Origin of the sequence: Mycolicibacterium sp. 624, from assembly GCF_040548615.1 — a bacterium.
In the GTDB taxonomy this organism is placed as follows: domain Bacteria; phylum Actinomycetota; class Actinomycetes; order Mycobacteriales; family Mycobacteriaceae; genus Mycobacterium.
In genome coordinates this window covers 657,184-683,524 of the sequence record NZ_JBEPRZ010000003.1, presented here as the reverse complement: position 1 = coordinate 683,524, position 26,341 = coordinate 657,184, and the positions used below count along the sequence as shown (strand labels likewise).

Genomic DNA, 26,341 nt, shown 5'->3' with positions numbered 1-26,341 from the left:
CTGAGAATTCGGGTGGCGACGCACGTGCGGCGGGTCGCCGTACGGCTATGCAGTGTCGCGGACGAATCCGGCGATCACCTCGCCGAGTTCCTCACCGCGCTGCTCCTGGACGAAGTGGCCCGCGCCCGTGATCGTGTGATGGCGCATTCCGCGGGCGCCGGGCACCCGGTTCTGAAACACCGTCTCCCAGCCACGCGTGGCGGGGTCGCCGTCCGAGTATGCGGTGAGGAACGGACGGTGCCACCGTTCGAGAGCCGCCATGGTGGCTCGCCCGATCGCGGCGCCCGGGTCGTTGCGCGTGAGTGGCACCAGGGCCGTCATCTGGCGCAGGCCTGCCTGGTGCGCGCGATCGGGGAACGGTGCGTCGTAGGCGGCGAGCACCCCGGCATCGAGCGGCCCGGCCACGGCGTTCAGAAACAGACTGGGGGTGATGTCGGGGGAGCGCTGGTAGAAGCTGATGTAGTCGAGCAGCGTCTCGGAGTGCAGCACCTGATCGGCACCGACGCCGTGGTGTGGCCACGCGAGCTGACCCGCGAGTGCGGGGTCACACGTGTGCAGGATCGTGTTGGTGGCGACGACCCCGGCGAACCTCGAGGGATCCCGGGCGAGGACACTCAACCCCAGTGGGCCGCCCCAGTCCTGGACCACCAGGGTGACCTCCCGCAGGTCCAGCCGGGACACCAGGCAGCCGAGCCAGTCGACGTGGCGCGCGAACGTGTAATCGGTTGGCTCCGTGAGCTTGTCGGATCGACCGAAACCGATGTTGTCGGGCGCGATGACGCGCAGACCCGCTCCGGTCAGCGCGGGAATCACGCTGCGATACAGATACGACCACGTGGGCTGGCCGTGCAGAAGCAGGACGACCCGACCGTCGGACGGGCCCGTGTCGACGTAGTGCATCCGCAGTGGCGCGATCCGACGAGTCTCGACCTCGAGGTAGTTCGGCGGGAAGGGGTAGCCCGGCAGATCCGTGAAGCGATCCTCTGGGGTCCTCAGCACGCTCATGTACCCGCTCCTCGCAGTGGTGTCGCCGAGTCGGCTACGACTCGAGCGCCTGATAGGTCCGCTTGACCCACTTGGGCTGCGCGGACTGCAGCTTCAGCATCGACGTGTTGCCTGCGACGGCCGCGGCCGCGGAGTCCGGGCTGAGGTCGGGCATGTTCTGGACGAGGTAGATCATCACGCGGTCGACCGAGGGGTCGGCCTGCCACCAGGTGCCGTACGCGCCGGGCCAACCGAATGTGCCGAGCCCACCGGGACCGAACAACTGGCGGGACTGCGCCGGATCCGTGACCACCGACAGGTTCAGCCCGAAGCCGCGCCCGCGCCAGAACGGCATCCCCAGGAAGGGGTGGCGCTTCTGCTCGGTGGTGAGCCGGTCGGTGCGCATCAGGTCGACGGACCTCTCCGAAAGGACCCGGACCCCGTCGAGTGTTCCGCCGGCGAGCAGCATCCGTGCGAAGGCCAGGTAGTCGTCGGCGGTGGACCACAGTCCCGCGCCACCGGCGCAGAACGTCGGCGGTGTCACCGGAGCCGGGCCCATGACATCGTCGCGGAGCGTGCCATCGGCTTCTATCTTGTACATCGTGGCGGCCCGTCGACGGCCCTCGTGGCTGACTGCGAAACCGGTGTCGGACATACCGAGGGGCTCGAAGATCCGGGTGGCCAGGACGTCACCGAGGGGCTTGCCCTCGATACGGGACAGCGCGATGCCGAGGACGTCGGTGGCGTGGCTGTAGGTCATACGCTCGCCGGGCTGGTGGGCCAGCGGCAGCGCTGCGAGCTCGGTGAGCCAGCGGTCCTGGTCCTGGCGGAACATCAGTTTCCCGTACGCCCGGCTCAATGGCGCTCCCACCGAGAACGCGTATGCCAGCCCGCTGCGGTGGGTCATCAGATCGTCGAACGTGATGGGCCGCTGCGCGGGCACGGTCCGTTCCAGCGGTCCGGCAGGGTCTGCCATCACCCGCATGCCCGCGAGTTCGGGTAGCCACTCGGTGACGGGGTCCGACAGCGTGAACCGGCCCTCCTCGAGCAGCGACATCGCGGCGGCCACCGTGACGGGCTTGCTCATCGAGGCGATGCGGAAGATCGTGTCGCGCTGCATCGGCAGTTTCGCGGAGACGTCGCGGTGGCCGAGTTCGTTGACCTGCAGCACGCTGCCGCCCTGCCACACCATCGTGACCGCGCCGGCGAGCAGCCCTGCGTCGATCACCTCTTGGATGGATGCCTGGTTCCCGTCGAGCTTCATTCGGCTCAGCGTAGCCAGCGTTCCCGCGGCGGTGGCCTCGGCCGGGGTGCGCCCGCGCTGGTGATAGAGTCTGCCGCAGTTTGGCATCCTTTAACGATCCGTCCGGTGAGGCGGAGAAGGAGGTCCGGGTCAACCATGTCTGGCTCAGTCACCCCCAGTCCCGACCGGGAATTGTTGTCCGCGTCGGATGTGAGCCGGACCGTCTCCCGCATCGCACACCAGATCATCGAGAAGACCGCCCTCGACGGCGCCGACGCGCCTCGGGTGGTCCTGCTGGGCATTCCGACAAGAGGCGTGACGCTGGCGACACGGTTGGCGCGCAACATCACCGAGTTCTCCGGTGTCGAGGTCTCCGCCGGGGCACTGGACGTGACCCTCTACCGTGACGACCTGATGTCCAAGCCGCCAAGAGCGCTGGCCGTGACGACGATCCCCGACGGTGGCATCGACGGCTCGATCGTCGTACTCGTCGACGACGTGCTCTACTCCGGGCGCACCGTGCGAGCCGCACTGGACGCGCTGCGCGACGTTGGCCGGCCACGCGCCGTGCAACTTGCGGTGTTCGTGGACCGCGGGCACCGCGAGCTGCCGATCCGCGCCGACTACGTCGGCAAGAACGTCCCCACCTCCCGCACCGACAACATCATGGTGCGGCTGGCCGAGCTGGACGACCAAGACGGGGTGTGGATCGCGAGTACCGGAGGTCCGACGAGATGACCAGACACCTGCTCGCTGCGGGCGACCTGACACGCGACGAGGCCACCGCGATCCTCGACGACGCCGACCGGTTCCGCGAGGCGCTGCTGGGCCGCGAGGTCAAGAAGCTGCCGACGCTGCGCGGCCGCACCATCATCACGATGTTCTACGAGAACTCGACTCGCACGCGGGTGTCATTCGAGGTCGCGGGCAAGTGGATGAGCGCCGACGTGATCAACGTCAGTTCCTCGGGCAGCTCTGTCGCCAAGGGAGAGTCGTTGCGCGACACGGCACTCACGCTGCGTGCGGCGGGCGCGGACGCCCTGATCATCCGCCATCCCGCATCCGGTGCGGCCCAGCAGTTGGCTGAGTGGACGGCCGAGCCGGACGGCCGGCGGGCAGGAGCGGAGCGACTCGGGGAATTGACCGGGGGGCCTGCGGTGATCAACGCAGGGGACGGCACCCACGAGCACCCGACGCAGGCGCTGCTCGACGCACTGACCATCCGCCAGCGCCTGGGGTCGATCGAGGGCAAGCGGGTCGTCATCGTCGGCGACGTGCTGCACAGTCGGGTGGCGCGGTCCAACGTGCTGCTGCTCGCGACGCTGGGCGCCGAGGTGGTGCTGGTCGCACCGCCCACCCTGCTTCCGGTCGGGGTGTCGTCCTGGCCCGTGACGGTGTCGCACGATCTCGATGCCGAACTGCCTGCCGCCGACGTCGTGCTGATGCTGCGGGTACAGGCCGAGCGTATGAACGGCGGCTTCTTCCCGTCGGCACGGGAGTACTCGGTCTTCTACGGGCTCTCGGACAAACGGCTTGCCACGCTGTCCGAGGGGGCAGTGGTCCTGCACCCCGGCCCGATGCTGCGCGGTATGGAGATCGCATCGTCGGTCGCCGACTCCTCGCAGTCCGCGGTGCTCCAACAGGTGTCCAATGGTGTCCACGTCAGGATGGCGGTCCTGTTCCATCTGTTGGTGGGCGCGGGCAGTGAAGCGGTAGAGGTGAGTGCATGACGTCTGACAATCCCGGGTCGCCGGTGCCGCTCCTGATTCAGGGCGTCCGCTTGTACGGCGAGGGTGACGCGGTCGACGTGCTCGTCGACGGCGGTCAGATCGCGGAGATCGGCCCCGACCTGTCGGTGCCCGACGGCGGCGTCGTCGTCGACGCGCACGGCCAGGTGCTGCTGCCCGGCTTCGTCGACCTGCACACGCATCTGCGCGAACCCGGCCGCGAGTACGCCGAGGATATCGAGACCGGTTCTGCCGCAGCGGCACTCGGTGGATACACCGCCGTCTTCGCGATGGCCAACACCGACCCCGTCGCCGACAGTCCGGTGGTCACCGACCACGTGTGGCACCGCGGCCAGCAGGTCGGCCTCGTCGACGTGCACCCGGTCGGAGCCGTCACCGTCGGATTGGCGGGCAAGCAGCTCACCGAGATGGGCCTGATGGCCGCGGGTGTGGGCCGGGTCCGGATGTTCTCCGACGACGGCATCTGCGTGGACGACCCGCTGCTGATGCGACGTGCGCTGGAGTACGCCACGGGCCTCGGGGTGCTCATTGCCCAGCACGCCGAGGAGCCGAGGCTGACCGTCGGCGCCATCGCCCACGAGGGTGCCAACGCGGCCCGCCTGGGTCTCGCGGGCTGGCCGCGGGCCGCCGAGGAGTCGATCGTGGCGCGCGACGCGCTACTGGCCCGCGACGCCGGAGCCCGCGTGCACATCTGCCACGCATCGACGGCGGGCACCGTCGAACTCATCAGATGGGCCAAGGAACAGGGCATCTCGATCACCGCCGAGGTGACGCCGCACCATCTGCTGCTGGACGACACACTGCTGGGGAGTTATGACGGACGCAACCGGGTCAACCCCCCGCTGCGCGAGTCCAGCGACGCCGTGGCGCTGCGGCAGGCCCTCGCTGACGGCGTGATCGACTGTGTGGCAACCGATCATGCGCCACACGCCGCACACGAGAAGATGTGCGAGTTCGCCTCGGCTCGGCCCGGCATGCTGGGTCTGCAGACGGCGCTGTCAGTGATCGTCGAGACGATGGTGGCGCCAGGCCTGATGACGTGGCGCGACGTCGCCCGGGTGATGAGCGAGGCCCCGGCCGCGATCGTGGCGCTACCTGATCAGGGCCGACCGCTGGAGGTGGGCGAGCCGGCCAACCTGACCGTCGTCGATCCCGACGCCACCTGGACGGTCAGCGGCGCCGACCTGGCCAGCCGTTCGGACAACACGCCGTACGAGACCATGACGCTGCCCGCCACGGTCACGCTGACGGTGTTGCGCGGCAAGGTCACTGCGCGGGATGGGAAGAGTCCGGCAGCGACCGGGGGTTCAGCACAGTGAACACCCCGACGCTCGTCATATCGCTGATCATGGCCGCGGTGCTGGTGCTGCTGATCGCCTTCTTCATCCGGCAGATGATGCGCGGCTGGCTGCGGCGCGCCCAGCGGCAGGTCGAGATGATCGGTGCGTTACCGCCGCTTCCCGACACGGTCGGCCCGGCGATCATCCCGGCGACTCGGGGTCTGTACGTCGGCAGCACCATCGCGCCGAGCTGGCAGGACCGCATCGCGGTGGGCGATCTCGGCTTCCGCAGCAAGGCCGTGCTCACCCGCTACCCGGAGGGCATCATGGTGCAGCGCACCGGAGCCGGCCCCATCTGGATTCCCGACGAGTCGATCACCGCGCTGCGCACCGAGCGCGGTATCGCAGGCAAGGCACTCACCTATGACGGCATCCTGGCGATTCGCTGGAAGCTGCCGTCGGGCACCGAGATTGACACTGGGTTTCGCAGCGATGACCGCCGTGAACTCGCCAACTGGATTCAGGAGGAGACAGCGTGACGGCCAGCGGGCAGCGAAGCGCATCGCGCAGAGGTGGAGTGGCCGTACTGGTCCTCGAGGACGGCAGAGTTTTCACCGGCACCCCGTTCGGTGCGATTGGGCAGACTCTGGGCGAGGCGGTGTTCTCCACCGGTATGTCCGGCTATCAGGAGACGCTGACCGATCCGAGCTATCACAGGCAGATCGTGGTCGCCACGGCACCGCAGATCGGCAACACCGGATGGAACGGTGAGGACAGTGAGAGTCGCGGAGACAAGATCTGGGTGGCGGGCTACGCCGTGCGCGACCCGTCGCCGCGGGCGTCCAACTGGCGTGCCACCGGCACGCTGGATGACGAACTGATCCGCCAGGGCATCGTCGGCATCGCCGGTATCGACACGCGTGCGGTGGTACGCCACCTGCGCACCGCCGGATCGATGAAGGCCGGTGTGTTCTCCGGTGACGCCCTGGCACCGACCGACGAGCTGCTTGATCGGGTGCGAGACCAGGCGTCGATGCTCGGCGCCGACCTTGCAGGCGAAGTCAGCACCGACGACGTCTATGTGGTGGAACCCGAAGGCGCCCAGCGGTTCACCGTCGCCGCGCTGGACCTCGGCATCAAGACCAACACACCGCGCAACTTCGCCCTCCGGGGTGTCCGCAGCCACGTGCTGCCGTCGGCGGCAACGTTTGACCAGATCGCCGACCTCAAGCCCGACGGGGTGTTCCTGTCCAACGGTCCCGGTGACCCGGCGACCGCCGACCACGTCGTCAGCGTCACGCGGCAGGTGCTGGAGGCGGGGATTCCGTTGTTCGGCATCTGCTTCGGCAACCAGATCCTCGGTCGGGCGCTTGGCCGGTCCACCTACAAGATGGTGTTCGGCCACCGCGGCATCAACATTCCCGTGATGGACCACACCACCGGCAGGGTCGCCGTCACCGCACAGAACCACGGTTTCGCGCTGGAGGGTGAGGCGGGCGAGGAGTTCGACACGCCGTTCGGCCGTGCCGTCGTCAGCCACACCTGCGCCAATGACGGTGTCGTCGAGGGCATCAAGCTCGTCAACGGCCGGGCCTTCTCGGTGCAGTACCACCCGGAGGCGGCTGCGGGACCACACGACGCGAACTATCTGTTCGACCAGTTCGTCGACCTCATGGCAGGAGAGAAGTAGATGCCACGTCGCCCAGATCTCAACCACGTCTTGGTGATCGGTTCGGGACCGATCGTGATCGGACAGGCCTGCGAGTTCGACTACTCGGGCACCCAGGCCTGCCGCGTGCTGCGCGCGGAGGGCCTGCAGGTCAGCCTCGTCAACTCGAACCCGGCGACCATCATGACCGACCCGGAGTACGCCGATCACACCTACGTCGAGCCCATCACGGCCGAGTTCGTCGAGAAGGTCATCGCCCAGCAGGCCGAGCGCGGCAACAGGATTGACGCGGTGCTGGCCACGCTCGGCGGCCAGACGGCCCTGAACACCGCCGTCGCACTGTACGAGGGCGGCGTGCTCGAGAAGTACGGCGTCGAGATGATCGGCGCAGACTTCGACGCCATCCAGCGCGGCGAGGACCGACAGAAGTTCAAGGACATCGTTGCCAAGGTCGGTGGCGAGTCCGCCAAGTCGCGGGTCTGCTTCACGATGGACGAGGTCCGCGACACCGTCGCGGAGCTGGGCCTGCCGGTCGTTGTTCGGCCCTCCTTCACGATGGGTGGGCTCGGCTCGGGCATGGCGTACAGCGTGGAGGACGTCGAGCGGATGGCAGGCGAGGGCCTGGCCGCATCGCCCACCGCCAATGTGCTCATCGAGGAGTCGATCTACGGCTGGAAGGAGTTCGAGCTCGAGCTGATGCGCGACCACCGTGACAACGTCGTGGTGGTCTGCTCGATCGAGAACTTCGACCCCATGGGCGTGCACACCGGCGACTCGGTGACCGTCGCGCCCGCCATGACGCTGACCGACCGCGAGTACCAGAAGATGCGCGACCTGGGCATCGACATTCTGCGTGAGGTCGGCGTCGACACCGGCGGCTGCAACATCCAGTTCGCGATCGACCCGGCCGACGGTCGACTGATCGTCATCGAGATGAACCCGCGGGTGTCGCGCTCGAGCGCGTTGGCATCCAAGGCGACGGGCTTCCCGATCGCAAAGATCGCCGCCAAGCTGGCGATCGGCTACACGCTCGACGAGATCGTCAACGACATCACCAAGGAGACGCCGGCCTGCTTTGAGCCGACGCTGGACTACGTCGTGGTGAAGGCGCCGCGGTTCGCGTTCGAGAAGTTCCCCGGCGCCGACCCGACCCTGACCACCACCATGAAGTCGGTGGGCGAGGCGATGTCGCTGGGCCGCAACTTCATTGAGGCGCTCGGCAAGGTGATGCGGTCGCTGGAGACCGACCGCGCCGGGTTCTGGACCGGCGCCGACCCCGAGGGCACGGTCGACGATCTGCTGCTGCGTCTGCGCACGCCCACCGATGGCAGGCTCTACGACATCGAGATGGCGCTGCGGCTGGGCGCCAGCGTGGAGCAGGTCGCTGAGGCGTCCGGCGTCGACCCGTGGTTCATCGAGCAGATCGACGGTCTGGTGGGGCTGTGGGCCGAGCTTCGGGACGCCCCTGTGCTCGACGAGGATCTGCTGCGCAGGGCCAAGTACAGCGGACTGTCCGATCGTCAGATCGCCGCGCTGCGTGCCGAGCTCGCCGGTGAGATGGGTGTCCGTTCGCTGCGCCAGCGGCTCGGCATCCACCCCGTGTACAAGACGGTGGACACCTGCGCCGCTGAGTTCGAGGCCAAGACGCCGTACCACTACAGCACCTACGAACTCGATCCCGCCGCCGAGACCGAGGTGGCCCCGCAGATCGAGAGGCCCAAGGTGCTGATCCTGGGCTCCGGGCCGAACCGGATCGGTCAGGGCATCGAGTTCGACTACAGCTGCGTGCACGCCGCGACGACGTTGAGCGAGGCGGGTTTTGAGACCGTCATGGTCAACTGCAATCCCGAGACGGTGTCGACCGACTACGACACCGCCGACCGGCTGTACTTCGAGCCGCTCACCTTCGAGGACGTGCTTGAGGTCTACCACGCCGAACAGCGCTCCGGCGCAGGCGGTCCCGGTGTCGTCGGGGTGATCGTGCAGCTCGGCGGACAGACCCCACTGGGTCTGGCGCAGCGACTGGAGGACGCAGGGGTGCCGATCGTGGGCACGCTGCCCAAGGCGATCGACCTGGCCGAGGATCGCGGCGCGTTCGGCGAGGTGCTCAACCGGGCCGGGCTGCCCGCGCCGCGGTTCGGCACCGCGACGAGCTTCGATCAGGCCCGCAAGATCGCCGCCGAGATCGGCTACCCGGTGCTGGTCCGGCCCTCCTACGTGCTCGGTGGGCGCGGTATGGAGATCGTCTACGACGAGGCCACGCTCGAGGGCTACATCACCCGGGCCACCCAGTTGTCGCCCGAGCATCCTGTGCTTGTCGACCGCTTCCTCGAGGACGCCATCGAGATCGACGTCGACGCACTGTGCGACGGCAGTGAGGTCTACATCGGCGGCGTGATGGAGCACATCGAGGAGGCGGGCATCCACTCCGGTGACTCCGCGTGTGCGCTGCCGCCGGTCACACTGGGCCGCCAGGACATCGAGTCCGTGCGACGGGCCACCGAGGCGATCGCGTTCGGCGTCGGCGTGGTCGGCCTGCTCAATGTGCAGTACGCCCTCAAGGACGACGTGCTCTACGTGCTGGAGGCGAACCCGCGCGCGAGCCGCACCGTGCCGTTCGTGTCGAAGGCCACCGCCGTGCCGCTGGCCAAGGCGTGCGCCCGCATCATGCTCGGCGCCACCATCGCCCAACTCCGCGAGGAGGGTGTGCTGGCGAAGACCGGTGACGGCGCCAGCATCGCGTCCAATGCCCCGATCGCGGTGAAGGAGGCGGTGCTGCCCTTCAACAGGTTCCGCAGGACCGACGGGTCGCAGGTCGACTCGCTGCTGGGGCCCGAGATGAAGTCGACGGGCGAGGTCATGGGCATCGACCGCGACTTCGGCACCGCGTTCGCCAAGAGTCAGACCGCGGCGTACGGGTCGTTACCCTCCACCGGCACGGTGTTCGTCTCGGTGGCCAATCGGGACAAGCGCTCGCTGGTCTTCCCGGTCAAGCGGCTGGCCGACCTGGGGTTCCGGGTGTTGGCCACCGAGGGCACCGCGGAGATGCTGCGCCGCAACGGCATTCCGTGCGACGAGGTGCGAAAGCACTTCGAGGAGGCGACACCGGATCGGCCCGCGATGTCGGCCGTCGAGGCCATCCGAGCCGGTGAGGTCGACATGGTGATCAACACGCCGTACGGCAACTCGGGGCCTCGCGTCGACGGCTACGAGATCCGTTCCGCGGCGGTGACGATGAACATTCCCTGCGTCACCACCGTTCAGGGTGCATCGGCGGCGGTGCAGGGTATCGAGGCCGGCATCCGCGGAGACATCGGCGTGCGGTCGCTGCAGGAGTTGCACAGCGCACTCGGCGCAACGAAGTGAGCGGGTTCGGGGCGCGACTGGCCGCGGCGGTCGCCGATCGTGGGCCACTGTGCCTCGGCATCGATCCGCACCCCGAACTTCTGGTGGCGTGGGGGCTGAGCGCCGACGCCACCGGCCTGCGCACCTTCGCCGAGATCTGTGTCGAGGCCTTTGCCGGGTTCGCCGTCGTCAAACCGCAGGTCGCGTTCTTCGAGACGTATGGCGCGGCGGGGTATGCCGTGTTGGAGGACACCATCACCGCGCTTCGCGCCGCGGGGGTTCTGGTGCTCGCCGACGCCAAGCGTGGGGACATCGGCACGACCATGGCGGCCTACGCCGCAGCATGGGCCGGTGAATCGCCGCTGGCGAGTGACGCCGTGACGGCGTCGCCCTATCTGGGCTTCGAGTCGCTGCGTCCGCTGCTGGACACCGCGGTGGCCAATGACCGCGGTGTGTTCGTGCTGGCCGCCACGTCCAATCCGGAGGGTGCGCAGGTGCAGCGCGCGATCTCCGATGGGCGGACGGTGGCGCAGACGATCGTCGACCAGGTCGCGGGCGAGAACCGGGGCGCGGGTGCGGGATCGGTGGGTGTCGTGATCGGAGCAACACTGTCCGACGTGCCCGACCTGGCAAACCTGGGCGGGCCGGTTCTGCTGCCCGGCGTCGGGGCGCAGGGGGGACGGCCCGAGGGGCTGGCCGGCCTCGGCGGGGCCGCCCCGGGAACCCTTTTGCCCGCGGTGTCGCGCGACGTGCTGCGGGCCGGCCCCGACGTCGCTGCGATCCGGGCCGCGGGGGAGCGGATGCGCGACGCCGTCGCTCACCTCTGCCCCTAGCGCAACGGTGGGCGGACCGCCCACGGGCGACCCGCCGCACCGTGTTCGCCCTCTCTACAACGGGATCCACGTACCGAGGAACCAGAAGCCCCACCCCTGGCCGTTTCCGTCGCGCATCGGATGGACCTGCTGACCGTTCCAGTTGAACGGTTCGTGGTCCCGGCGTGCCTGATCGATGCCGCGGCCCTGCCAGTTCCCCTCGGCCTGAGCGGGGCCGCGATCGCCGCGATCATCGCGGTGCTGCTCGCAGGCGGGGGTGCCCGGCCGACCGCAGCCGGGCCCCGGCTCGGCGCTCGCTGTTGTGAGGCCCAGACCGAACAGACCGGCGAGTCCGATGCCTGCGGCAATCGTCGACGCGCATACGGCTCGTGTCGTTCTGGTCCTCGTTGTCGTTCGTGTAGTCGTTGTCGAGGTCATTCCCGTACTCCACATCTCATCGATGCAGCCGGACGGCCACATCGCACCGACGCTATGGCGGTGCGATGGGACGGCTCTGTGGCGGCGATGTGTGCGGGCTGTGGAAGCGATAACGGAACGAAATCCATTGACCATCAAGAAGATTGCGGCAGGCGTGCGGCCAGGAAGGGCACGGCGAACGGCAGCGTGAGTGCGATGGCCAGCATGACGTCGCCGCCAGCAGGGTGCTTGCCCTCCGCGGTGGAGTGGGTCAACTTCCCTCGCGTTGCCTCGCGCGTCTACTACGGGACGTCGTTGAGTCGGTGGTGGTCGGCAATGACGTGCGGCCGGCGATGTCGCCATCACCGGCCGCACGTGCCTCATTCAAGTTCGGGTCAGGCCGACTGCCGGGGCGGCCCCGTCGGGACCCGTCAGGACCCCGTGGGTCCGGGAACGACCGCTTGGCCCGGGGGAACAGCGGAGACCACCCGCCAGGCCAGCTGCGGCCCTCGTGGAGGGTCGGGACGGTGTCCTGAGACCGATCGACCCGACAGGCGCACGCTATCCAGCGGGGCTGTGGAACGGCTTTGGCCAGCGTGTGAGATCTCCGCGAGTGACCAGAGTGACGCATGTAACGGGAGTGGCAGGCGTTGTGTAGCGGATTGGTCGGTGAAGCGTCACGACACGCCCGACACGCGGTGACCAGCGAAAATTTCTCGACAGCACCCCCGAACCGGGCCCGCCGCTGGCTGTGAATGTCCCGGTCGTGGACTTCGGCAGCCGCCCGGTTGCGCGAAAACCCGCCGTATGCAGGCACATCAGAGTTCCGCCTGCTGGACGACGCGAAGCCGGGCCCCGGGATCGAGCGCGAGGCGGTCTCCCTCGCGGGCACTACACGCTGGGGATTCAGCCCGATAACGCGGGGGTGGGGTTAGCTTTCGTCAGCCAGCGTGGGTACGGTCGTCGACGCTGGCTGGTTCTACCAGTCAAGACACAACAAGATGACGGCGAGAGACGGAGGAAACCCGTGGCCCTTCCCCAGTTGACCGACGAACAGCGCGCGGCAGCGTTGGAGAAGGCTGCTGCCGCACGTCGAGCACGAGCTGAGCTCAAAGATCGGCTCAAGCGCGGCGGCACCAACCTCAAGCAGGTCCTCAAGGATGCTGAGTCCGATGAGGTCTTGGGCAAGATGAAAGTCTCCGCACTTCTGGAGGCCCTTCCCAAGGTCGGCAAGGTCAAGGCGCAGGAGATCATGACCGAACTGGAGATCGCTCCGACCCGCCGCCTTCGCGGCCTCGGCGATCGCCAGCGAAAGGCCCTCCTGGAGAAGTTCGACTTCACCAGCGATTAGGCACAGAGTTTGAATGCCGGCCGAGGGGCCGGACGGCGATGACGCGTGTCGTCGTGCTGTCCGGTCCCTCTGCCGTCGGCAAATCCAGCGTGGTGCGATGTCTCCGCGATCAGATTGCTGACCTGCACTTCAGCGTCTCCGCCACGACCCGGTCGCCAAGACCGGGCGAAGTGGACGGAGTCGACTACTTCTTTGTCACACCAGAGCAGTTTCAGCGGTTGATCGACGACGGTGAGCTGCTGGAGTGGGCTGAGATCCACGGTGGACTGCATCGATCAGGCACCCCTGCCGGCCCAGTCCGGGAAGCCGTTCGGGCCGGGCATCCGGTTCTGATCGAGGTCGACCTGGCCGGCGCGCGGGCGGTCAAAGCCGCGATGCCGGAGGCACTGAGCGTGTTCCTCGCCCCCCCGAGCTGGGAGGCGCTCGAAAGCCGACTCGTCGGCCGCGGCACCGAGAGCGCCGAGGTCATGGCACGTCGACTCGACACCGCAAGAGCCGAGCTGGCCGCCCAGGACAGCTTCGACACGGTGGTTGTCAACGCTCAATTGGAGTCAGCGTGTGCCGAATTGGTATCCTTGCTGGTGGGCCACTGATCATCCGGGCGCCAGCGGACACCCGGACCCCACCCGAAACATCCAGCCCCAAATGAAATGCCAGGAGAATTCTTCGTGAGCACCCCTGTCGAGAGCCTCGACTCCGACGCCACCATTGCCTACGACACACCGTTGGGTATCACCAACCCCCCGATCGATGAGCTGCTCGACCGCGCATCGAGCAAGTACGCCCTGGTCATCTACGCGGCCAAGCGTGCACGTCAGATCAACGATTACTACAACCAGCTCGGCGACGGCATCCTCGAGTACGTCGGACCGCTGGTCGAGCCGGGTCTGCAGGAGAAGCCGCTGTCGATCGCGATGCGTGAGATTCACGCCGACCTCCTCGAGCACTCCGAGGGCGGCGAGGGCTAGGTCCCGCGCGCAGGTGACTGGCCTCCTGGGCGAAGAGCGCACATGACCGAGCAGAAGCGGATCGTCGTCGGCGTCGCCGGAGGTATCGCGGCCTATAAGGCGTGCACGGTCGTCCGCCAGCTCACCGAGGCGGGTCACTCCGTCCGGGTCGTCCCCACTGAGTCGGCGCTGAAGTTCGTCGGTGCCGCCACCTTTGAGGCGTTGTCCGGCAACCCCGTGCACACGGGCGTCTTCGAGAACGTCGACGAGGTACCGCACGTCCGCATCGGGCAGAACGCCGACCTCGTGGTCGTCGCACCGGCCACGGCGGATCTACTTGCCCGTGCCGTCGCCGGACGTGCCGATGATCTGCTGACCGCCACGCTGCTGACGGCGCGCTGTCCGGTGATGTTCGCCCCGGCGATGCATACCGAGATGTGGTTTCACCCCGCCACCGTCGACAACGTGGCCACGCTGCGTCGCCGGGGTGTCGTGGTGCTCGAGCCGGCGTCGGGACGGCTCACAGGCGCCGACAGCGGCGCAGGTCGTCTGCCGGAGGCAGAGGAGATCTCCACCCTGGCGCACCTGCTGCTGGAACGCGGTGACGCTCTCCCGTACGACATGTCGGGTGTGAAGGTCCTCGTCAGTGCCGGTGGCACCAGGGAGACGATCGACCCGGTCCGGTTCATCGGCAATCGCAGTTCCGGCAAGCAGGGGTATGCCGTGGCGCGCGTCGCCGCACAGCGCGGCGCCGACGTCACCCTGATCGCCGGTAACACCGCGGGCCTGGTGGATCCCGCCGGCGTCGAGGTCGTGCACATCGGCTCGGCCAGCCAGATGCAGGACGCGGTGTCCAAGCATGCACCCGACGCCCACGTCCTGGTGATGGCCGCCGCGGTCGCGGACTTCCGGCCCACGCACGTGGCCACCAGCAAGATCAAGAAGACCCATGACCCCGGGACGGCCTCGGATGCGCCGATCATCGAACTCACGCGTACCGACGACATTCTCGCGGGGGCGGTTCGGGCGCGCTCGGACGGACAACTTCCGAACATGCACGCGATCGTCGGCTTCGCGGCCGAGACGGGTGACGCGAACGGTGACGTGCTGTTCCACGCCCGCGCCAAACTGCAGCGCAAGGCCTGTGATCTCCTCGTCGTCAACGCGGTCGGCGAGGGCCGGGCATTCGAGGTGGACAGCAACGACGGCTGGCTACTGGCCTCCGACGGCACCGAGGTTGCGCTGGAGCACGGGTCGAAGACGTTGATGGCCAGCCGCATCGTGGATGCGATCGGAGCTTTCCTGCAACATCGCGGCGGGTGACCAGACGCACCGAACATCCCGCGGCTAAGGGTTGCGCGTCACACCTGCGCACGCTTGGCTGCAACAAGGCACAGATATGATTTGCCTAACTAAGTATCGGAAAGGGATTAGACAGTGAGCAAAGCCCGGCTGTTTACCAGTGAGTCGGTCACCGAAGGCCACCCCGACAAGATCTGTGACGCCATCAGCGACTCGGTGCTCGACGCGCTGCTCGCTCAGGATCCCAAGTCCCGCGTTGCGGTGGAGACCCTCGTCACCACCGGCCAGGTTCACGTCGTCGGCGAGGTGACGACGTCGGCCAAGGAGGCCTTCGCCGATATCACCAACACTGTGCGGGAGCGCATCCTCGAGATCGGGTACGACTCGTCCGAGAAGGGCTTCGATGGCGCAACCTGTGGCGTCAACATCGGTATCGGTGCGCAGTCGCCCGATATCGCCCAGGGCGTGGACACCGCCCACGAGACTCGCGTCGAGGGTACTGGCGACCCGCTTGACCTGCAGGGCGCCGGCGATCAGGGCCTGATGTTCGGCTACGCCATCAGGGACACCCCCGAACTCATGCCGCTGCCAATTGCGTTGGCCCACCGGCTGTCCCGCCGGCTCACCGAGGTCCGCAAGAGTGGCGTGCTGGACTACCTGCGCCCGGACGGCAAGACGCAGGTCACCGTGCAGTACGACGGCGTCACGCCCGTCCGTCTGGACACCGTGGTGCTGTCCACACAGCACGCCGACGGAATTGACCTACTCACGACCCTCACCCCCGACATTCGGGAGAAGGTCGTCAACACCGTCCTGGCCGACCTGAACCACGACACCATGGACACCTCCGACTTCCGGCTGCTGGTCAACCCGACCGGGAAGTTCGTTCTCGGCGGGCCGATGGGTGACGCCGGCCTGACAGGCCGAAAGATCATCGTCGACACCTACGGCGGCTGGGCCCGCCACGGTGGCGGCGCCTTCTCCGGCAAGGATCCGTCGAAGGTGGACCGTTCCGCGGCATACGCGATGCGCTGGGTGGCCAAGAACGTCGTAGCGGCCGGCCTGGCCGAGCGCGTCGAGGTTCAGGTGGCCTACGCCATCGGCAAGGCCGCCCCCGTCGGCCTGTTCGTTGAGACCTTCGGCACCGAGACTGTCGATCCGGCCCGGATCGAGAAGGCCATCACCTCGGTCTTCGACCTGCGTCCCGGCGCTATCGTCCGCGACCTCGATCTGCTGCGTCCGATCTACGCGCCGACCGCGGCCTATGGCCACTTCGGTCGCACGGACATCGACCTGCCGTGGGAGCAGCTGAACAAGGTCGACGAGCTGAAGGCCTCCGTCTAGCCCCTTCTGCCGAGCAGTCGCCTAAGCCCCTGAAACCCTAGAGTTTCAGGGGCTTTTGCGACTGTTGGCGCGATTCAGCGTCTGCTCGCCGCTAGGCCTCCAGCCTGGCCCGGATACTTGCCAGCCGTTGTCGGAGCTCGGCTTCGTCGATGACGCCGCGCTGCATCAGCGAGTGCGCCAGGGCCATCAGTTGGTTCTCGGGGTAGGGCAGGCTGGCGTACTTGGTCGCCGATAGCTCGTCCTCCTCATCGCGGCGCTCCTTGAAGGTGAAGTCGAGCTGATCGTCTGTGCTGCAGGAGCGATCGAGCGCGTCGCAGAGTCCGTCCAGGCTGCTCTTCCAAGGCGGTAACGGGTTCTCGACGCCGTACTTCTCGGCCATGATCGGCCAGGATTGGTTGCGCTCCACGATCTCCTCGAGCACCTCGACAGAGGTGCTCTCCGCCGAGTGGGGCTTCCTCTGTGCAGTCATGATGTCGTCTCGGTGATCACTCGACGACCGGACGAACGGCCGGGCGAGTCACCGTGGTGACGTTGGTGGTGACGCCGGGCTTGGGCAGAGCGACTCCGATCAGGCTGTCCCGAGTGACGATCTCGGTCAGCTGGTCCTCAGTCCAGCCGTCGGTGCCCTCCGGACGCATCGGCATGACCATGAAGCGGTGCTTCTGGTTGGAGTCCTCGACCCGGACTTCGACGTCGTTGGGCAGTTCCAGGCCGAACTCGGCGAGCACCGGCCGTGGCCACCGAACGATGCGACGGCGATAGTTGGGGGTGCGATACCACTCTGGGGAGTTGCCGAGAATTGGCCGCGGATAGCATGAGCACAGAGCGCAGACGATCACGTTGTGCACCTCGGGGGTGTTCTCCAGAACCTTGAACGCGTAGAAGTCACTGGGAGTGCCGAACCCCGTCGGTTCCAGCCAGTCGACGCCGACCTCCTTGCTGGCGGCGAGGGCGTCGCTGAGCACCAGCTTCTTGTACTCCGGGTCCAGCCACGATTTGGCGACCATCCGGGCCCCCGGGGTTGGCCCTATCTGCTCGGAGTACTCGGTGAAGGCGCGATGCTGCTCTGCGGTGAACAGACCCTTTTCGATGCACAGCTCGCGCAGGGCAATCTCGAGAACCTCGAAGTCGGTGATCTCATCGACCATTGGCTTGACGGTGCGATCGTGATCGTGATCGTGATTGTGGTCAGACATGAGTTCGGTGTATTCCTTTCGGGCTGAGCATGATTGGGTGCCAGCAGGGTGGATCAGCCGGCGGCCTGCAACCAGCGCTCGGGGATCTCGGTCTGCAGGGTGTCCCTGCTCGGCCCGCTGTAGTTGTCCCACAGGTCGGACTGTTTGAACCGGACGATGTAGAACCACTCCGCCGGGACGTCCTCGCGACCCCACGTCTCATCCTCTGGGGCTGGGCTCTCATAGCTGACGTTCGCGATCACCCCTTCCGCTCCCCGCACGTATTCCGGTGTGCGGGTGTAGAACAGCGCCGGCAGCTCCCGTACTTTGACCCGGTCGCCGCGCTTGAATCGGGCCTCGCCGGCGGTGCCGGCATACATCCCCGGATCGCCCTTGCCGAGCGCCTCGACGTGGTTGCGGTTGCGCGCGACATTGGAGCCGTCACCAACGAACTTGGGCTGGGCGTCGGGAACGCGCCCGTTGAGGCCGCCCTCGTAGCGGTCGGATACCTCGGCCAGGCGATCGGTGAGTTCGCCCCACGTGATGTATCTCTTCTCGATCAGCAGCTTGCCCACCGACCACAGCCAGCGGCAGTAGTAGGGAAGGCCCAGGTAGATCGGAAGTCCCACGTCGACGTTGGCGATTCGCCTGCGCTCCTCGGAGACCCAGATGCCGCCCCAGCCGAGAACCTCACAGAGCACGTAGGTCATTAGCTCCCACTGCTCTTCTTCTTTGTTCGCAAACGTCTCGGGCACGTTCAGCTGGCCACCCTGATCGTGATTCGTCTTCATGTACGCGAGAAAATGCTCATGCGTAACCATGTCCGGAGCGGGCCACTCCGGGACCTCCGGATACGTCGCCTTGAGCCTGGAGATCAAGGCCAGTCGCTTCTCCCGCTCCGCGGCACTACTCATGAGGAGTCCTTTCGTAGCGTGTTCAATTTTTAGGCCATCTAGAGACGGCTCCGGGCCTCATGGGTCGGGCGTCCCGAACACCATTCACCCGCAACGCGTTTCGTTGAATGGCTCGGCATCGTCCCAGAGCACGTACTGCAACCCCAAAATCTTCCTACCACTCAACCCAGCCGACTATCGCCGAATCACTGAGCCGGCATACCGGAGGCCACCCCGTCACGGGTCCGGGGGCGGGGCTACGCGCTGAACTCGTAGTCCCGGATCGGGAACCGTCGACTCCGCACGTAGGCCTCCATCGTGGTGGCCGGCCGCAGCGGGACGTCGCCGTGCTTGTCGAAGTAGTAGCTGTTGGCGAGCTGGCAGCTGTCCTGCCAGAAGATCTGCCGGTGCCGCTTTCTCATCATCTCCGCGAAGTACCGGTCGTTGGCCTCCTGCGACACCTCGACGCGTGTGGCCTGCTCGTCGGCGGCACGGAGCAGACACCGCACGATGTGGTGCGTCTGGTACTCGATGAGCGCGAAGTACGACCCTCCCACGTAGCCGTAGGGTCCCATGACGGTGAAGAAGTTGGGGAAGCCCGGGACGCTGACGCCCTCGTAGGCCTGCATCCGGTTCTGGTCCCAGAAGTCGGCGAGTGAGCGGCCGCCGCTGCCGGTGACCTCGAACGTCAGCGCGTCGACGTCCATCACCTTGAACCCTGTGGCCAGGATCAGCACGTCGACGTCGTGGGTGGTGCCGTCGGTGGTGGTCACGCCCGATGCGGTGACCCGGTCGATGGGCTCGGTGACCAGGTCGACGTTGTCACGGTTGTACGTCGACAGATAGGTGTTGTGGAAGCCTGGGCGCTTGCAGCCCACGGCATAGCGCGGCGTCAGCTTGTCGCGGGTGACGGGGTCTGCGACCTCGCGCCGCAGGTATGACCGGCCCAGTTTCTCGGCGCGATCGGCCAGCGGCAGGACTCCGTAGTACTGCCCGGCGATCGGGAACGTGATCTCGACGTAGGCCTGGCTGATCAGCCGCTGGATGATCTTGCCGCCGGGAATCCGCATCGCCCAGCGCGCGGGGGTGGGGATCGGCACGTCGAGCTTGGGGAAGCACCAGATGGGGGTGCGCTGGAAGACGGTGAGCCGCTCCACGTTGGGCGCGATCTCCGGGATGATCTGCACCGCGGACGCGCCGGTGCCGATGATGGCCACCCGTTTGCCGGTCAGGTCCTGATCGTGATCCCACCGCGCGGTGTGCATCGTGATGCCCGCGAAGCTCTCGACGCCGGCGATGTCGGGCGGCTTCGGCACGGTCAGCACACCGCTGGCGTTGACCAGAAAGCGTGCCGTCAAGGACTCGCCGGTCTCGAGATCGATTCGCCAGCAGTCGGTCTCATCGTCGAACACCGCCGCGGCCACCTGCGTGTCGAACCGGATCCTGCGGCTAAGTCCGTACTTGTCGACGCAGCGATCGGCGTACGCCTTGAGTTCACGGCCTGGCGCATAGGTCCGGGACCAGTCATCGCTCTGCTCGAAGGAGAACTGGTAGGAGAACGACGGGATGTCCACGGCGATACCGGGATAGGTGTTCCAGTACCAGGTGCCACCGGGCTCGGCGCCGGCCTCGATGATCAGATAGTCGTGCAGGCCCGCGCGGTCCAGCTGGATCGCGGTGCCGATACCCGAGAATCCGGCGCCGACGATGATGGTGTGGTAATCCGGTGCTGCTCCCGGCTCGAACCCTGATGTCGCCACGAGCTGCCTCCGTGTCCGTCGATCATGCTCAACCTCCGCCGTTCGGAGAATATCCAGTACCGCGGGTATCGCAGGGCCGTTCGGCGATCTTTGATCGACTACGCAGGGTGCAGCGCGGCCCTCAGCGCGGCCAGGCCGCGATCGGTGGCCTCCGCGGCGACTGGGGACGCCAGCGCCAGGCTCATGTAACCGTGCACCATCGTTGGCTCGTTGCTCAGCTGCACGGGAACACCTGCCGCGACGAGCAACTCGGCGTAGCGGGCACCGTCATCGCGCAGTGGATCGTGCTCGGCGGTACTGATGAACGCGGGCGGCAGGCCTGCGAGCGTTTCGGCGTTGGCGGGCGCGAAGTCGGTGGGCAGCGAGCCCGGTTGCGTGGTGTCCAGATCCGGCACGTACCAGGTCAGGAACGCCGAGATCACGTCTGGATTGAGGATTGGGGCGTCGGCGTTCTCCGTGAACGACGGGGCCGTGGTGTCGCCGACCACGCAGGGGTACCACAGCAGCTGGAAGACCAGCGGGGGACCGCCGGCGTCACGCGCCCGCAGCGCCATGACGGCAGACAGGTTGCCGCCTGCCGAATCGCCTGCCACGGCCATGCGCGACGCGTCGCCGCCGAGTTCGGCCGCGTTCTCGCCGACCCACTGCAGCGCCGCCCAGGCATCGTCGACACCTGCCGGGTATGGGTGCTCGGGGGCCAGGCGGTAGTCGACAGACACCACGATGGCCTCGGCGCCGATCGCATGCGCCCTGGCGACGTGGTCGTGGGTGTCGAGATCGCCGAGCGCCCAGCCGCCGCCGTGGTAGAAGACCACGACGGGCAGGTTCGTGTGGTCGTCGATGGGCGGCCAGTAGATGCGAACCGGTATGTCGTCGAGGTCGCCGTAGCCCACCGTGCGTTCTTCGATTCGCATGTCGGGCAATATCTCTCGCGGCGGTTGCACCGCGCGCAGTTTCTCCCGGGCGACCTCGACGCCATCGGCGATGGTGAACTCCAACGGCATGGCGTCCAGCAGCGCCTTGAGCGCGGGGTCTATGTCGGGCCGTGCTGTCGGGTCATCCGCCATGTGTCCTACGTTAGCGCGGTACGCAATGCGTCGAGGGCACGTTTGACAGCCTCGGTGGCCGCGGGCACGACACCGTCGTAACCGATGTAGCCGTGCACCAGGCTCGCGGCATTGTGCACCTGCACCGGCACGCCCTCCGCGGCCAGCAGTTCGCCGTAGCGGGCGCCGTCATCGCGCAGCGGATCGTGGCCCGCGACGGCGATATAGGCCGGTGGCAGGCCCGCGAACGACTCAGCGCGTGCGGGTATCAGGGTCGGGGGCGCGGTCTTGAGGTCGACGTGGCCTGCGTACCACCGGGAGAAGCCGCCAACGGATGCGGTGCTCAGGATGGGCGCGTCCGCATTCTCGGCGAACGACGGCAGGGAGGTGTCCCACGTCGTCGCGGGGTACCACAGCAGCTGGAACCGCAGTGCGGGCGCTCCGGCGTCACGTGCCATCAGGGCGACGACGGCCGCCAGGTTGCCGCCTGCGGAGTCACCGGCCACCGCAAGGCGGGTCGGGTCGGCACCAAGCTCGGCGGCGTGCTCGGCGACCCACTGGGTGGCTGCCCACACGTCCTCGACGGCGGCCGGGTACGGGTGTTCGGGGGCGAGTCGGTAGTCGACCGAGACCACCAATGCCCCGGTCCCCACCGCGTGCTGCCGGCCAGCGCTGTCGTAGGTGTCCAGATCGCCGACGACCCAACCGCCGCCGTGGAAGAACATCACCACAGGGGGTGCCGGTTCGGCAGGCTCCGGTGGCCAGTACAACCGGATCGGGATCGGACCTGCCGGACCGTCGATCGTCCTGTCCTCGGTGCGCACCTCGGGGTAAAGCGGTACCCGTGGGACGTCGCGGAACCGCTGGCGGCAGGCGTCCGGGCCACCTTCGGTCGTCAACTGGAACGGGACGGCTTCGAGAACCTTCTCCAGTATCGCGTCGAGGGGTTCCGGGCTGGCGAGGGCGTCGTCGGCAGACATGAACTCACCGTACGCAAGCGCCGGACCGCACATCCCCACCGCCATGCGAGGACGGCAACCGGTGTCCGCATAATCTGGAACCCGATGCCGTCGCCGACCCGAAATCCGCTCCGTGTCTGCGTGGGCGTTGCGGGCGTCGTCGCTGCGTTGGCCGCCGCAGCGGGGGTGTTGGCGCACTTCTTCGGGCCCGTGAACACGATCGTCACGCTGACCGCAGCGTTCACGCCCCTCTTCGTCCTGCTTGCGGTGGCGGCGGTCCTGATGCTGGTCGCGGCCCGCCTCTGGGTGGCGGCTGGTGGCGCGTTGCTGGTGGCAGTGCTGGGAGCGGGCACCCAACTGCCGCTCTACATCGGCGAGGACCCGCCGACGGCCACGGACGCGCCGACGCTGAAGCTGCTACAGGCCAACATCCTCTACGGCGGTGCCGACGTTGGCGCGCTGGTGGACCGGGTGCGCCGGGACGGCGTGGACCTTCTCACCGTCTCCGAGCTGACGGTGGCGGCGCGCGACCGACTGGAGGCGGCGGGTGTGTCGGAGTCGCTGCCGTACTCGTACACGAGCGCGCGAAGCGGCGGTTCGGGTGAGGGCATCTACTCGCGGCACCCGCTGCGGGAGACCGAGGAGTTGTCGGGTCTGCCGTTGGCCAATCTGCGTGCCACTGTGGATGTTCCCGGTGCCGTGCCGTACGCCGTGTACGCGCTGCACCCGACGCCCCCGTACCCGGGCCCGGTGCGGCAGTGGGCCGCCGACCTGGATCGGCTGCGCGTGGTCCTGGCTAATGAAACGAGGCCGTTGCTTGTCGGAGCGGACTTCAACGCGACCTACGACCACGAGCGGTTCCGGGCGCTGCTAGCGGCCGGAGAGCGTGACGGTTCGGCGCTGGTCGACGCCGCCGAGTTCACGGGTTCCGGAATCGTCACGACCTATCCGGCGGACCGGAGGTTTTCGGCCGTGGTGGCGATCGACCGGATCCTGACGCGAGGGGGTACGCCGCTGTCGTTCGAACGCGTGGAGATTCCCGGGTCCGATCACCACGGTGTCATGGGCGAGGTGCTGCTGGCCGCGTCGGCGCATCGCTGACGTGGATTGCCGCACCCGGTTTAGTACGTTCGTCCGATGACGACGATTGACGGCCCGGCCACCTCGAGCGTGCACCGGGCCCGCCGACTCTGGATCGCGGCCGCCGTGGTCGCCGCGGCCTACGGCGTCTTCCTCATCGTCACCGCGGTGCGTGTGCCGTCCGGTGCCGAACTCACCGGTCAGTTCGCGCTGCAGCCCGCGGTGAAGGCGTTGACGGCGGTGCTACTCGCGGTCGCTGCGCTCGGTCACCCGATCCGACGGGAACGTCGCTGGTTGATCGCCGCACTGCTGTTCTCCGCGGCGGGGGACTACCTGCTCGCGATGCCATGGTGGGAGCCGTCGTTCGTGCTCGGGCTCGGCGCCTTCCTGATCGCCCATCTGTGCTTCCTTGCCGCGCTCATTCCGCTGGTGCGGCGCAGTACGGGGCGTCTGGCGGGTTGTGCGGTGCTGGTCGTCGCCACGCTCGGCCTGCTGATCTGGTTCTGGCCCCGGCTGATCGCCGAGGGTATGGCCGTGCCGGTGACGCTCTACATGGCGGTGCTGGGTGCCATGGTGTGCGCGGCGCTGCTCGCCGACCTGCCCACCAAGTGGACGGCGCTCGGAGCGGTCTGCTTCGCGGTGTCGGACGGCATGATCGGCATCGGCAAGTTCGGCCTGGCCGCCGGCTCCAACCCGGAGGCGCTCGCGGTGGCCATCTGGTGGGCCTACTCCGCCTCGATCCTGTTGATCACCGCGGGATTTCTGTTCGGCCGCGAGCCGTCGGCGTCGGTCGGTACTGCTAAACCGGCTCAGTGAGCACCACCAGGGAGGCCGCCGAGCACGAGCCGATCGCGCGCGTGCTGCCGATGCTGTCGGTGCCTCATCTGGACCGCGAGTTCGACTACCTCGTCACCACCGAGCAGTCCGACGACGCACAACCCGGCGTCCGCGTCCGGGTGCGCTTCCATGGACGTCTCGTCGACGCCTTCATCCTCGAAAGGCGTTCCGACACCGATCATGTCGGCAAGCTCGGCTGGCTGGACCGGGTGGTGTCGCCCGAGCCGGTGCTGTCCGTCGACGTGCGACGCCTCGCCGAGGCGGTCGCCGCGCGCTACGCGGGCACCCGACCCGACGTGCTGCGTCTTGCGGTTCCACCGCGACACGCCAACGTCGAGAAGCAGGTGGTCGTCACCCCGCCGCCGGCTGTCGCGGTGGCGGTCGATGACACCGCCTGGTCGGTCTACGGGCGTGCCGCGGGGTTCCTCGCCGCGCTCGGTGAGGGTCGCGCCGCACGCGCGGTGTGGCAGGCGTTGCCGGGGGAGCAGTGGGCCGATCGGCTCGCCGAGGCCGCCGCCGTGGTGGTGAACTCCGGTCGTTCGGCGCTGGCCGTGGTCCCGGACCAACGTGACGTCGATGCGTTGTACGCGGCCGCCGCGCGCCACGTCGACCCCACCGCGGTGGTGGCGCTGTCGGCGGGTCTGGGGCCCGCGGAGCGCTACCGCCGGTGGCTGGCGGTGCTGCGGGGACACGCCCGCTTCGTCATTGGCACCCGCAGTGCGGTCTTCGCGCCGGTGGCCGACCTCGGCCTGGTCATGGTCTGGGACGACGGTGACGACACCCTGGCCGAGCCGCGGTCGCCCTACCCGCATGCCAGGGAGGTCGCGATGCTGCGGGCACACCAACTGCGCTGCGGGGCACTGATCGGTGGCTACGCCCGCACCGCGGAGGCCCAGGCGCTGGTGCGCACGAGGTGGGCGCATGACCTCGTCGCCACGCGTCCGACCGTGCGCGGCCGGACACCACGGGTCACCGCCATCGATGACAGCGCGTTCGAGCAGGAGCGTGACGCCGCGTCGCGCACCGCCCGGATGCCGTCCATGGCGTTGGACGCCGCCCGGGCGGCGCTGCGCGCCGAGCGGCCGGTCCTCGTCCAGGTGCCGCGCCGTGGTTACGTGCCGGCGTTGGCGTGCGGCCGGTGTCGGAACATCGCCAGGTGCCGACACTGCACCGGGCCGCTGGCGCTGCACGAACGCGACGCCGCCGGCGCGGTGTGCCGGTGGTGTGGTCGCGAGGAACTCGGGTTGCGCTGCGCGCGGTGCGGTTCCGACGCGGTGCGCGCCGTGGTCGTCGGCGCGCGGCGCACGGCGGAGGAACTCGGCCGCGCGTTTCCCGGCGTCGCCGTGGTGACCTCCGGGGGTGACGCGGTGCTCGCGCAGGTGCCGGGCACCCCCGCGCTGGTGGTCGCCACGCCGGGTGCGGAGCCCATCGCCGAGGGGGGCTACGGCGCGGCGCTGCTGCTCGACGGCTGGTCGCTGCTCGGCAGACAGGATCTGCGCGCGGCCGAGGACGCGCTGCGCCGCTGGATGGCCGCGGCCGCCCTGGTGCGCCCGAGGGGCGATGGCGGCATCGTCGCGGTGGTCGCCGAGTCCGCGATCCCCACCGTGCAGGCCCTGATCCGGTGGGATCCGGTCGCGCACGCCGAACTGGAGTTGGATGCCAGAGCCGAGGTCGGGCTGCCGCCCGCGGTGCACATGGCCGCGCTCGACGGCAGCGGACGGTCCGTGGCCGCGCTGCTCGACATCGCCGACGTGCCGGCTGGGGCCGACATCCTGGGGCCGGTCGACCTGCCGCCGGGGGCACGACGTCCCGCAGGCGAACCGAAGCCCAGTGTCGCTCGGGCCAATGCCGCCGCCGGGGCTGCTCCGCCCGACGACCCCGTCATCCGGATGCTGGTGCGGGTGCCCCGCGACGGCGGTCTGGCTCTGGCCGCGGCGCTGCGCAAGGCGACGGGTGTGATGAGTGCACGCCACGATCAACAACCAGTTCGTGTGCAGATCGACCCCTTGCACATAGGGTAGCCGGCAATCTATCTCTGACCGCTCATAGTCCCTGTGCTGCAACAGCTTTCGCGATCCGCCGTTGCGCTCACCAATCAACTCCGCCTAGGCCGCAATCCGACTATGCTGCTAGGCCAGGTAGGTGAAGG

Annotated in this window: 24 protein-coding genes; 15 read left to right on the top strand and 9 right to left on the bottom strand. The window is 68.0% G+C overall.

The window, feature by feature from the left end; all coding sequences use genetic code 11:
* Positions 1-45: 45 nt before the first annotated feature.
* Together ABIA65_RS16085 and ABIA65_RS16080 are read right to left on the bottom strand one after the other, a co-directional pair.
* Positions 46-1,005 carry a haloalkane dehalogenase gene (locus ABIA65_RS16085; protein WP_354524161.1) on the bottom strand — a complete coding sequence of 320 codons (960 nt, stop codon included), beginning with the start codon at positions 1,003-1,005 and terminating at the stop codon, positions 46-48.
* A 34-nt stretch (positions 1,006-1,039) separates the two neighbouring features.
* Positions 1,040-2,248 (bottom strand): serine hydrolase domain-containing protein, encoded by a 1,209-nt coding sequence (locus ABIA65_RS16080; RefSeq protein WP_354524160.1) that lies wholly within the window; start codon positions 2,246-2,248, stop codon positions 1,040-1,042.
* Positions 2,249-2,383: 135 nt separating this feature from the next.
* On the opposite strand from ABIA65_RS16080, the gene pyrR reads away from it, so the two are divergent.
* From pyrR to pyrF, 7 genes are read left to right on the top strand one after another with little or no spacing between them, the layout of a single operon-like run.
* On the top strand, positions 2,384-2,965 hold the full coding sequence (pyrR, locus tag ABIA65_RS16075; RefSeq protein ID WP_241399219.1) for a bifunctional pyr operon transcriptional regulator/uracil phosphoribosyltransferase PyrR: 582 nt from the start codon (positions 2,384-2,386) through the stop codon (positions 2,963-2,965).
* Positions 2,962-3,957, top strand: coding sequence for an aspartate carbamoyltransferase catalytic subunit (locus ABIA65_RS16070; protein WP_354524159.1), 996 nt, complete (start codon positions 2,962-2,964; stop codon positions 3,955-3,957). The genes pyrR and ABIA65_RS16070 overlap by 4 nt, the downstream gene beginning before the upstream one ends.
* A complete protein-coding gene (locus ABIA65_RS16065) occupies positions 3,954-5,294 on the top strand; it encodes a dihydroorotase (RefSeq protein ID WP_371746796.1) in 1,341 nt (446 codons plus the stop codon). The genes ABIA65_RS16070 and ABIA65_RS16065 overlap by 4 nt, the downstream gene beginning before the upstream one ends.
* The gene (locus tag ABIA65_RS16060; protein WP_241399217.1) at positions 5,291-5,794 is read left to right on the top strand and encodes a PH-like domain-containing protein; all 504 of its coding nucleotides are present in this window, start codon (positions 5,291-5,293) and stop codon (positions 5,792-5,794) included. The genes ABIA65_RS16065 and ABIA65_RS16060 overlap by 4 nt, the downstream gene beginning before the upstream one ends.
* Positions 5,791-6,945, top strand: a complete 1,155-nt coding sequence (carA, locus tag ABIA65_RS16055; protein WP_354524158.1) for a glutamine-hydrolyzing carbamoyl-phosphate synthase small subunit — start codon at positions 5,791-5,793, stop codon at positions 6,943-6,945. Before ABIA65_RS16060 ends, carA begins: the two co-directional genes overlap by 4 nt.
* Positions 6,946-10,290 carry a carbamoyl-phosphate synthase large subunit gene (gene carB, locus ABIA65_RS16050; protein WP_241399215.1) on the top strand — a complete coding sequence of 1,115 codons (3,345 nt, stop codon included), beginning with the start codon at positions 6,946-6,948 and terminating at the stop codon, positions 10,288-10,290. It abuts the gene before it with no gap.
* Positions 10,287-11,102, top strand: coding sequence for an orotidine-5'-phosphate decarboxylase (gene pyrF, locus ABIA65_RS16045; RefSeq protein ID WP_354524157.1), 816 nt, complete (start codon positions 10,287-10,289; stop codon positions 11,100-11,102). The genes carB and pyrF overlap by 4 nt, the downstream gene beginning before the upstream one ends.
* Positions 11,103-11,156: 54 nt before the next feature.
* Here pyrF and ABIA65_RS16040 read toward each other — a convergent pair whose 3' ends face one another.
* Positions 11,157-11,519: a hypothetical protein gene (locus tag ABIA65_RS16040; RefSeq protein ID WP_354524156.1), complete on the bottom strand. Its 363-nt coding sequence runs from the start codon at positions 11,517-11,519 to the stop codon at positions 11,157-11,159.
* A gap of 1,006 nt (positions 11,520-12,525) precedes the next feature.
* Here ABIA65_RS16040 and mihF point away from each other — a divergent pair.
* The 5 genes from mihF (at position 12,526) to metK (ending at position 16,442) form a co-directional block, all read left to right on the top strand.
* A complete protein-coding gene (mihF, locus tag ABIA65_RS16035) occupies positions 12,526-12,849 on the top strand; it encodes an integration host factor, actinobacterial type (RefSeq protein WP_029116997.1) in 324 nt (107 codons plus the stop codon).
* A gap of 38 nt (positions 12,850-12,887) precedes the next feature.
* Positions 12,888-13,442 (top strand): guanylate kinase, encoded by a 555-nt coding sequence (gene gmk, locus ABIA65_RS16030; protein ID WP_241399212.1) that lies wholly within the window; start codon positions 12,888-12,890, stop codon positions 13,440-13,442.
* 75 nt (positions 13,443-13,517) lie between these two features.
* Positions 13,518-13,817 (top strand): DNA-directed RNA polymerase subunit omega, encoded by a 300-nt coding sequence (gene rpoZ / locus ABIA65_RS16025; RefSeq protein WP_241399211.1) that lies wholly within the window; start codon positions 13,518-13,520, stop codon positions 13,815-13,817.
* Between the two features lie 42 nt (positions 13,818-13,859).
* Positions 13,860-15,119, top strand: coding sequence for a bifunctional phosphopantothenoylcysteine decarboxylase/phosphopantothenate--cysteine ligase CoaBC (coaBC, locus tag ABIA65_RS16020; protein ID WP_241399210.1), 1,260 nt, complete (start codon positions 13,860-13,862; stop codon positions 15,117-15,119).
* Positions 15,120-15,233: 114 nt separating this feature from the next.
* Positions 15,234-16,442, top strand: coding sequence for a methionine adenosyltransferase (metK, locus tag ABIA65_RS16015; protein WP_241399209.1), 1,209 nt, complete (start codon positions 15,234-15,236; stop codon positions 16,440-16,442).
* Positions 16,443-16,533: 91 nt separating this feature from the next.
* Here metK and ABIA65_RS16010 read toward each other — a convergent pair whose 3' ends face one another.
* From ABIA65_RS16010 to ABIA65_RS15985, 6 genes are all read right to left on the bottom strand, one after another.
* Entirely contained in the window at positions 16,534-16,911 is a 378-nt protein-coding gene (locus ABIA65_RS16010; protein ID WP_354524155.1) for a thiocyanate hydrolase, read from the bottom strand.
* Between the two features lie 16 nt (positions 16,912-16,927).
* A complete protein-coding gene (gene scnC / locus ABIA65_RS16005) occupies positions 16,928-17,638 on the bottom strand; it encodes a thiocyanate hydrolase subunit gamma (RefSeq protein ID WP_241399207.1) in 711 nt (236 codons plus the stop codon).
* 53 nt (positions 17,639-17,691) lie between these two features.
* The gene (locus ABIA65_RS16000; protein ID WP_354524154.1) at positions 17,692-18,531 is read right to left on the bottom strand and encodes an SH3-like domain-containing protein; all 840 of its coding nucleotides are present in this window, start codon (positions 18,529-18,531) and stop codon (positions 17,692-17,694) included.
* Positions 18,532-18,767: 236 nt separating this feature from the next.
* Entirely contained in the window at positions 18,768-20,270 is a 1,503-nt protein-coding gene (locus ABIA65_RS15995; protein WP_354524153.1) for a flavin-containing monooxygenase, read from the bottom strand.
* Between the two features lie 98 nt (positions 20,271-20,368).
* Positions 20,369-21,337: an alpha/beta hydrolase gene (locus ABIA65_RS15990; RefSeq protein WP_241399204.1), complete on the bottom strand. Its 969-nt coding sequence runs from the start codon at positions 21,335-21,337 to the stop codon at positions 20,369-20,371.
* A gap of 5 nt (positions 21,338-21,342) precedes the next feature.
* The gene (locus ABIA65_RS15985; protein WP_241399203.1) at positions 21,343-22,296 is read right to left on the bottom strand and encodes an alpha/beta hydrolase; all 954 of its coding nucleotides are present in this window, start codon (positions 22,294-22,296) and stop codon (positions 21,343-21,345) included.
* A gap of 84 nt (positions 22,297-22,380) precedes the next feature.
* On the opposite strand from ABIA65_RS15985, the gene ABIA65_RS15980 reads away from it, so the two are divergent.
* Genes ABIA65_RS15980 through ABIA65_RS15970 form a run of 3 tightly spaced genes read left to right on the top strand, consistent with a single transcriptional unit; the run spans position 22,381 to position 26,213 of the window.
* Positions 22,381-23,376 (top strand): endonuclease/exonuclease/phosphatase family protein, encoded by a 996-nt coding sequence (locus ABIA65_RS15980; protein WP_354524152.1) that lies wholly within the window; start codon positions 22,381-22,383, stop codon positions 23,374-23,376.
* A 36-nt stretch (positions 23,377-23,412) separates the two neighbouring features.
* Positions 23,413-24,171, top strand: a complete 759-nt coding sequence (locus tag ABIA65_RS15975) for a lysoplasmalogenase (RefSeq protein ID WP_241399201.1) — start codon at positions 23,413-23,415, stop codon at positions 24,169-24,171.
* Positions 24,168-26,213, top strand: a complete 2,046-nt coding sequence (locus ABIA65_RS15970; protein WP_354524151.1) for a primosomal protein N' — start codon at positions 24,168-24,170, stop codon at positions 26,211-26,213. The genes ABIA65_RS15975 and ABIA65_RS15970 overlap by 4 nt, the downstream gene beginning before the upstream one ends.
* Positions 26,214-26,341: the final 128 nt, after the last annotated feature.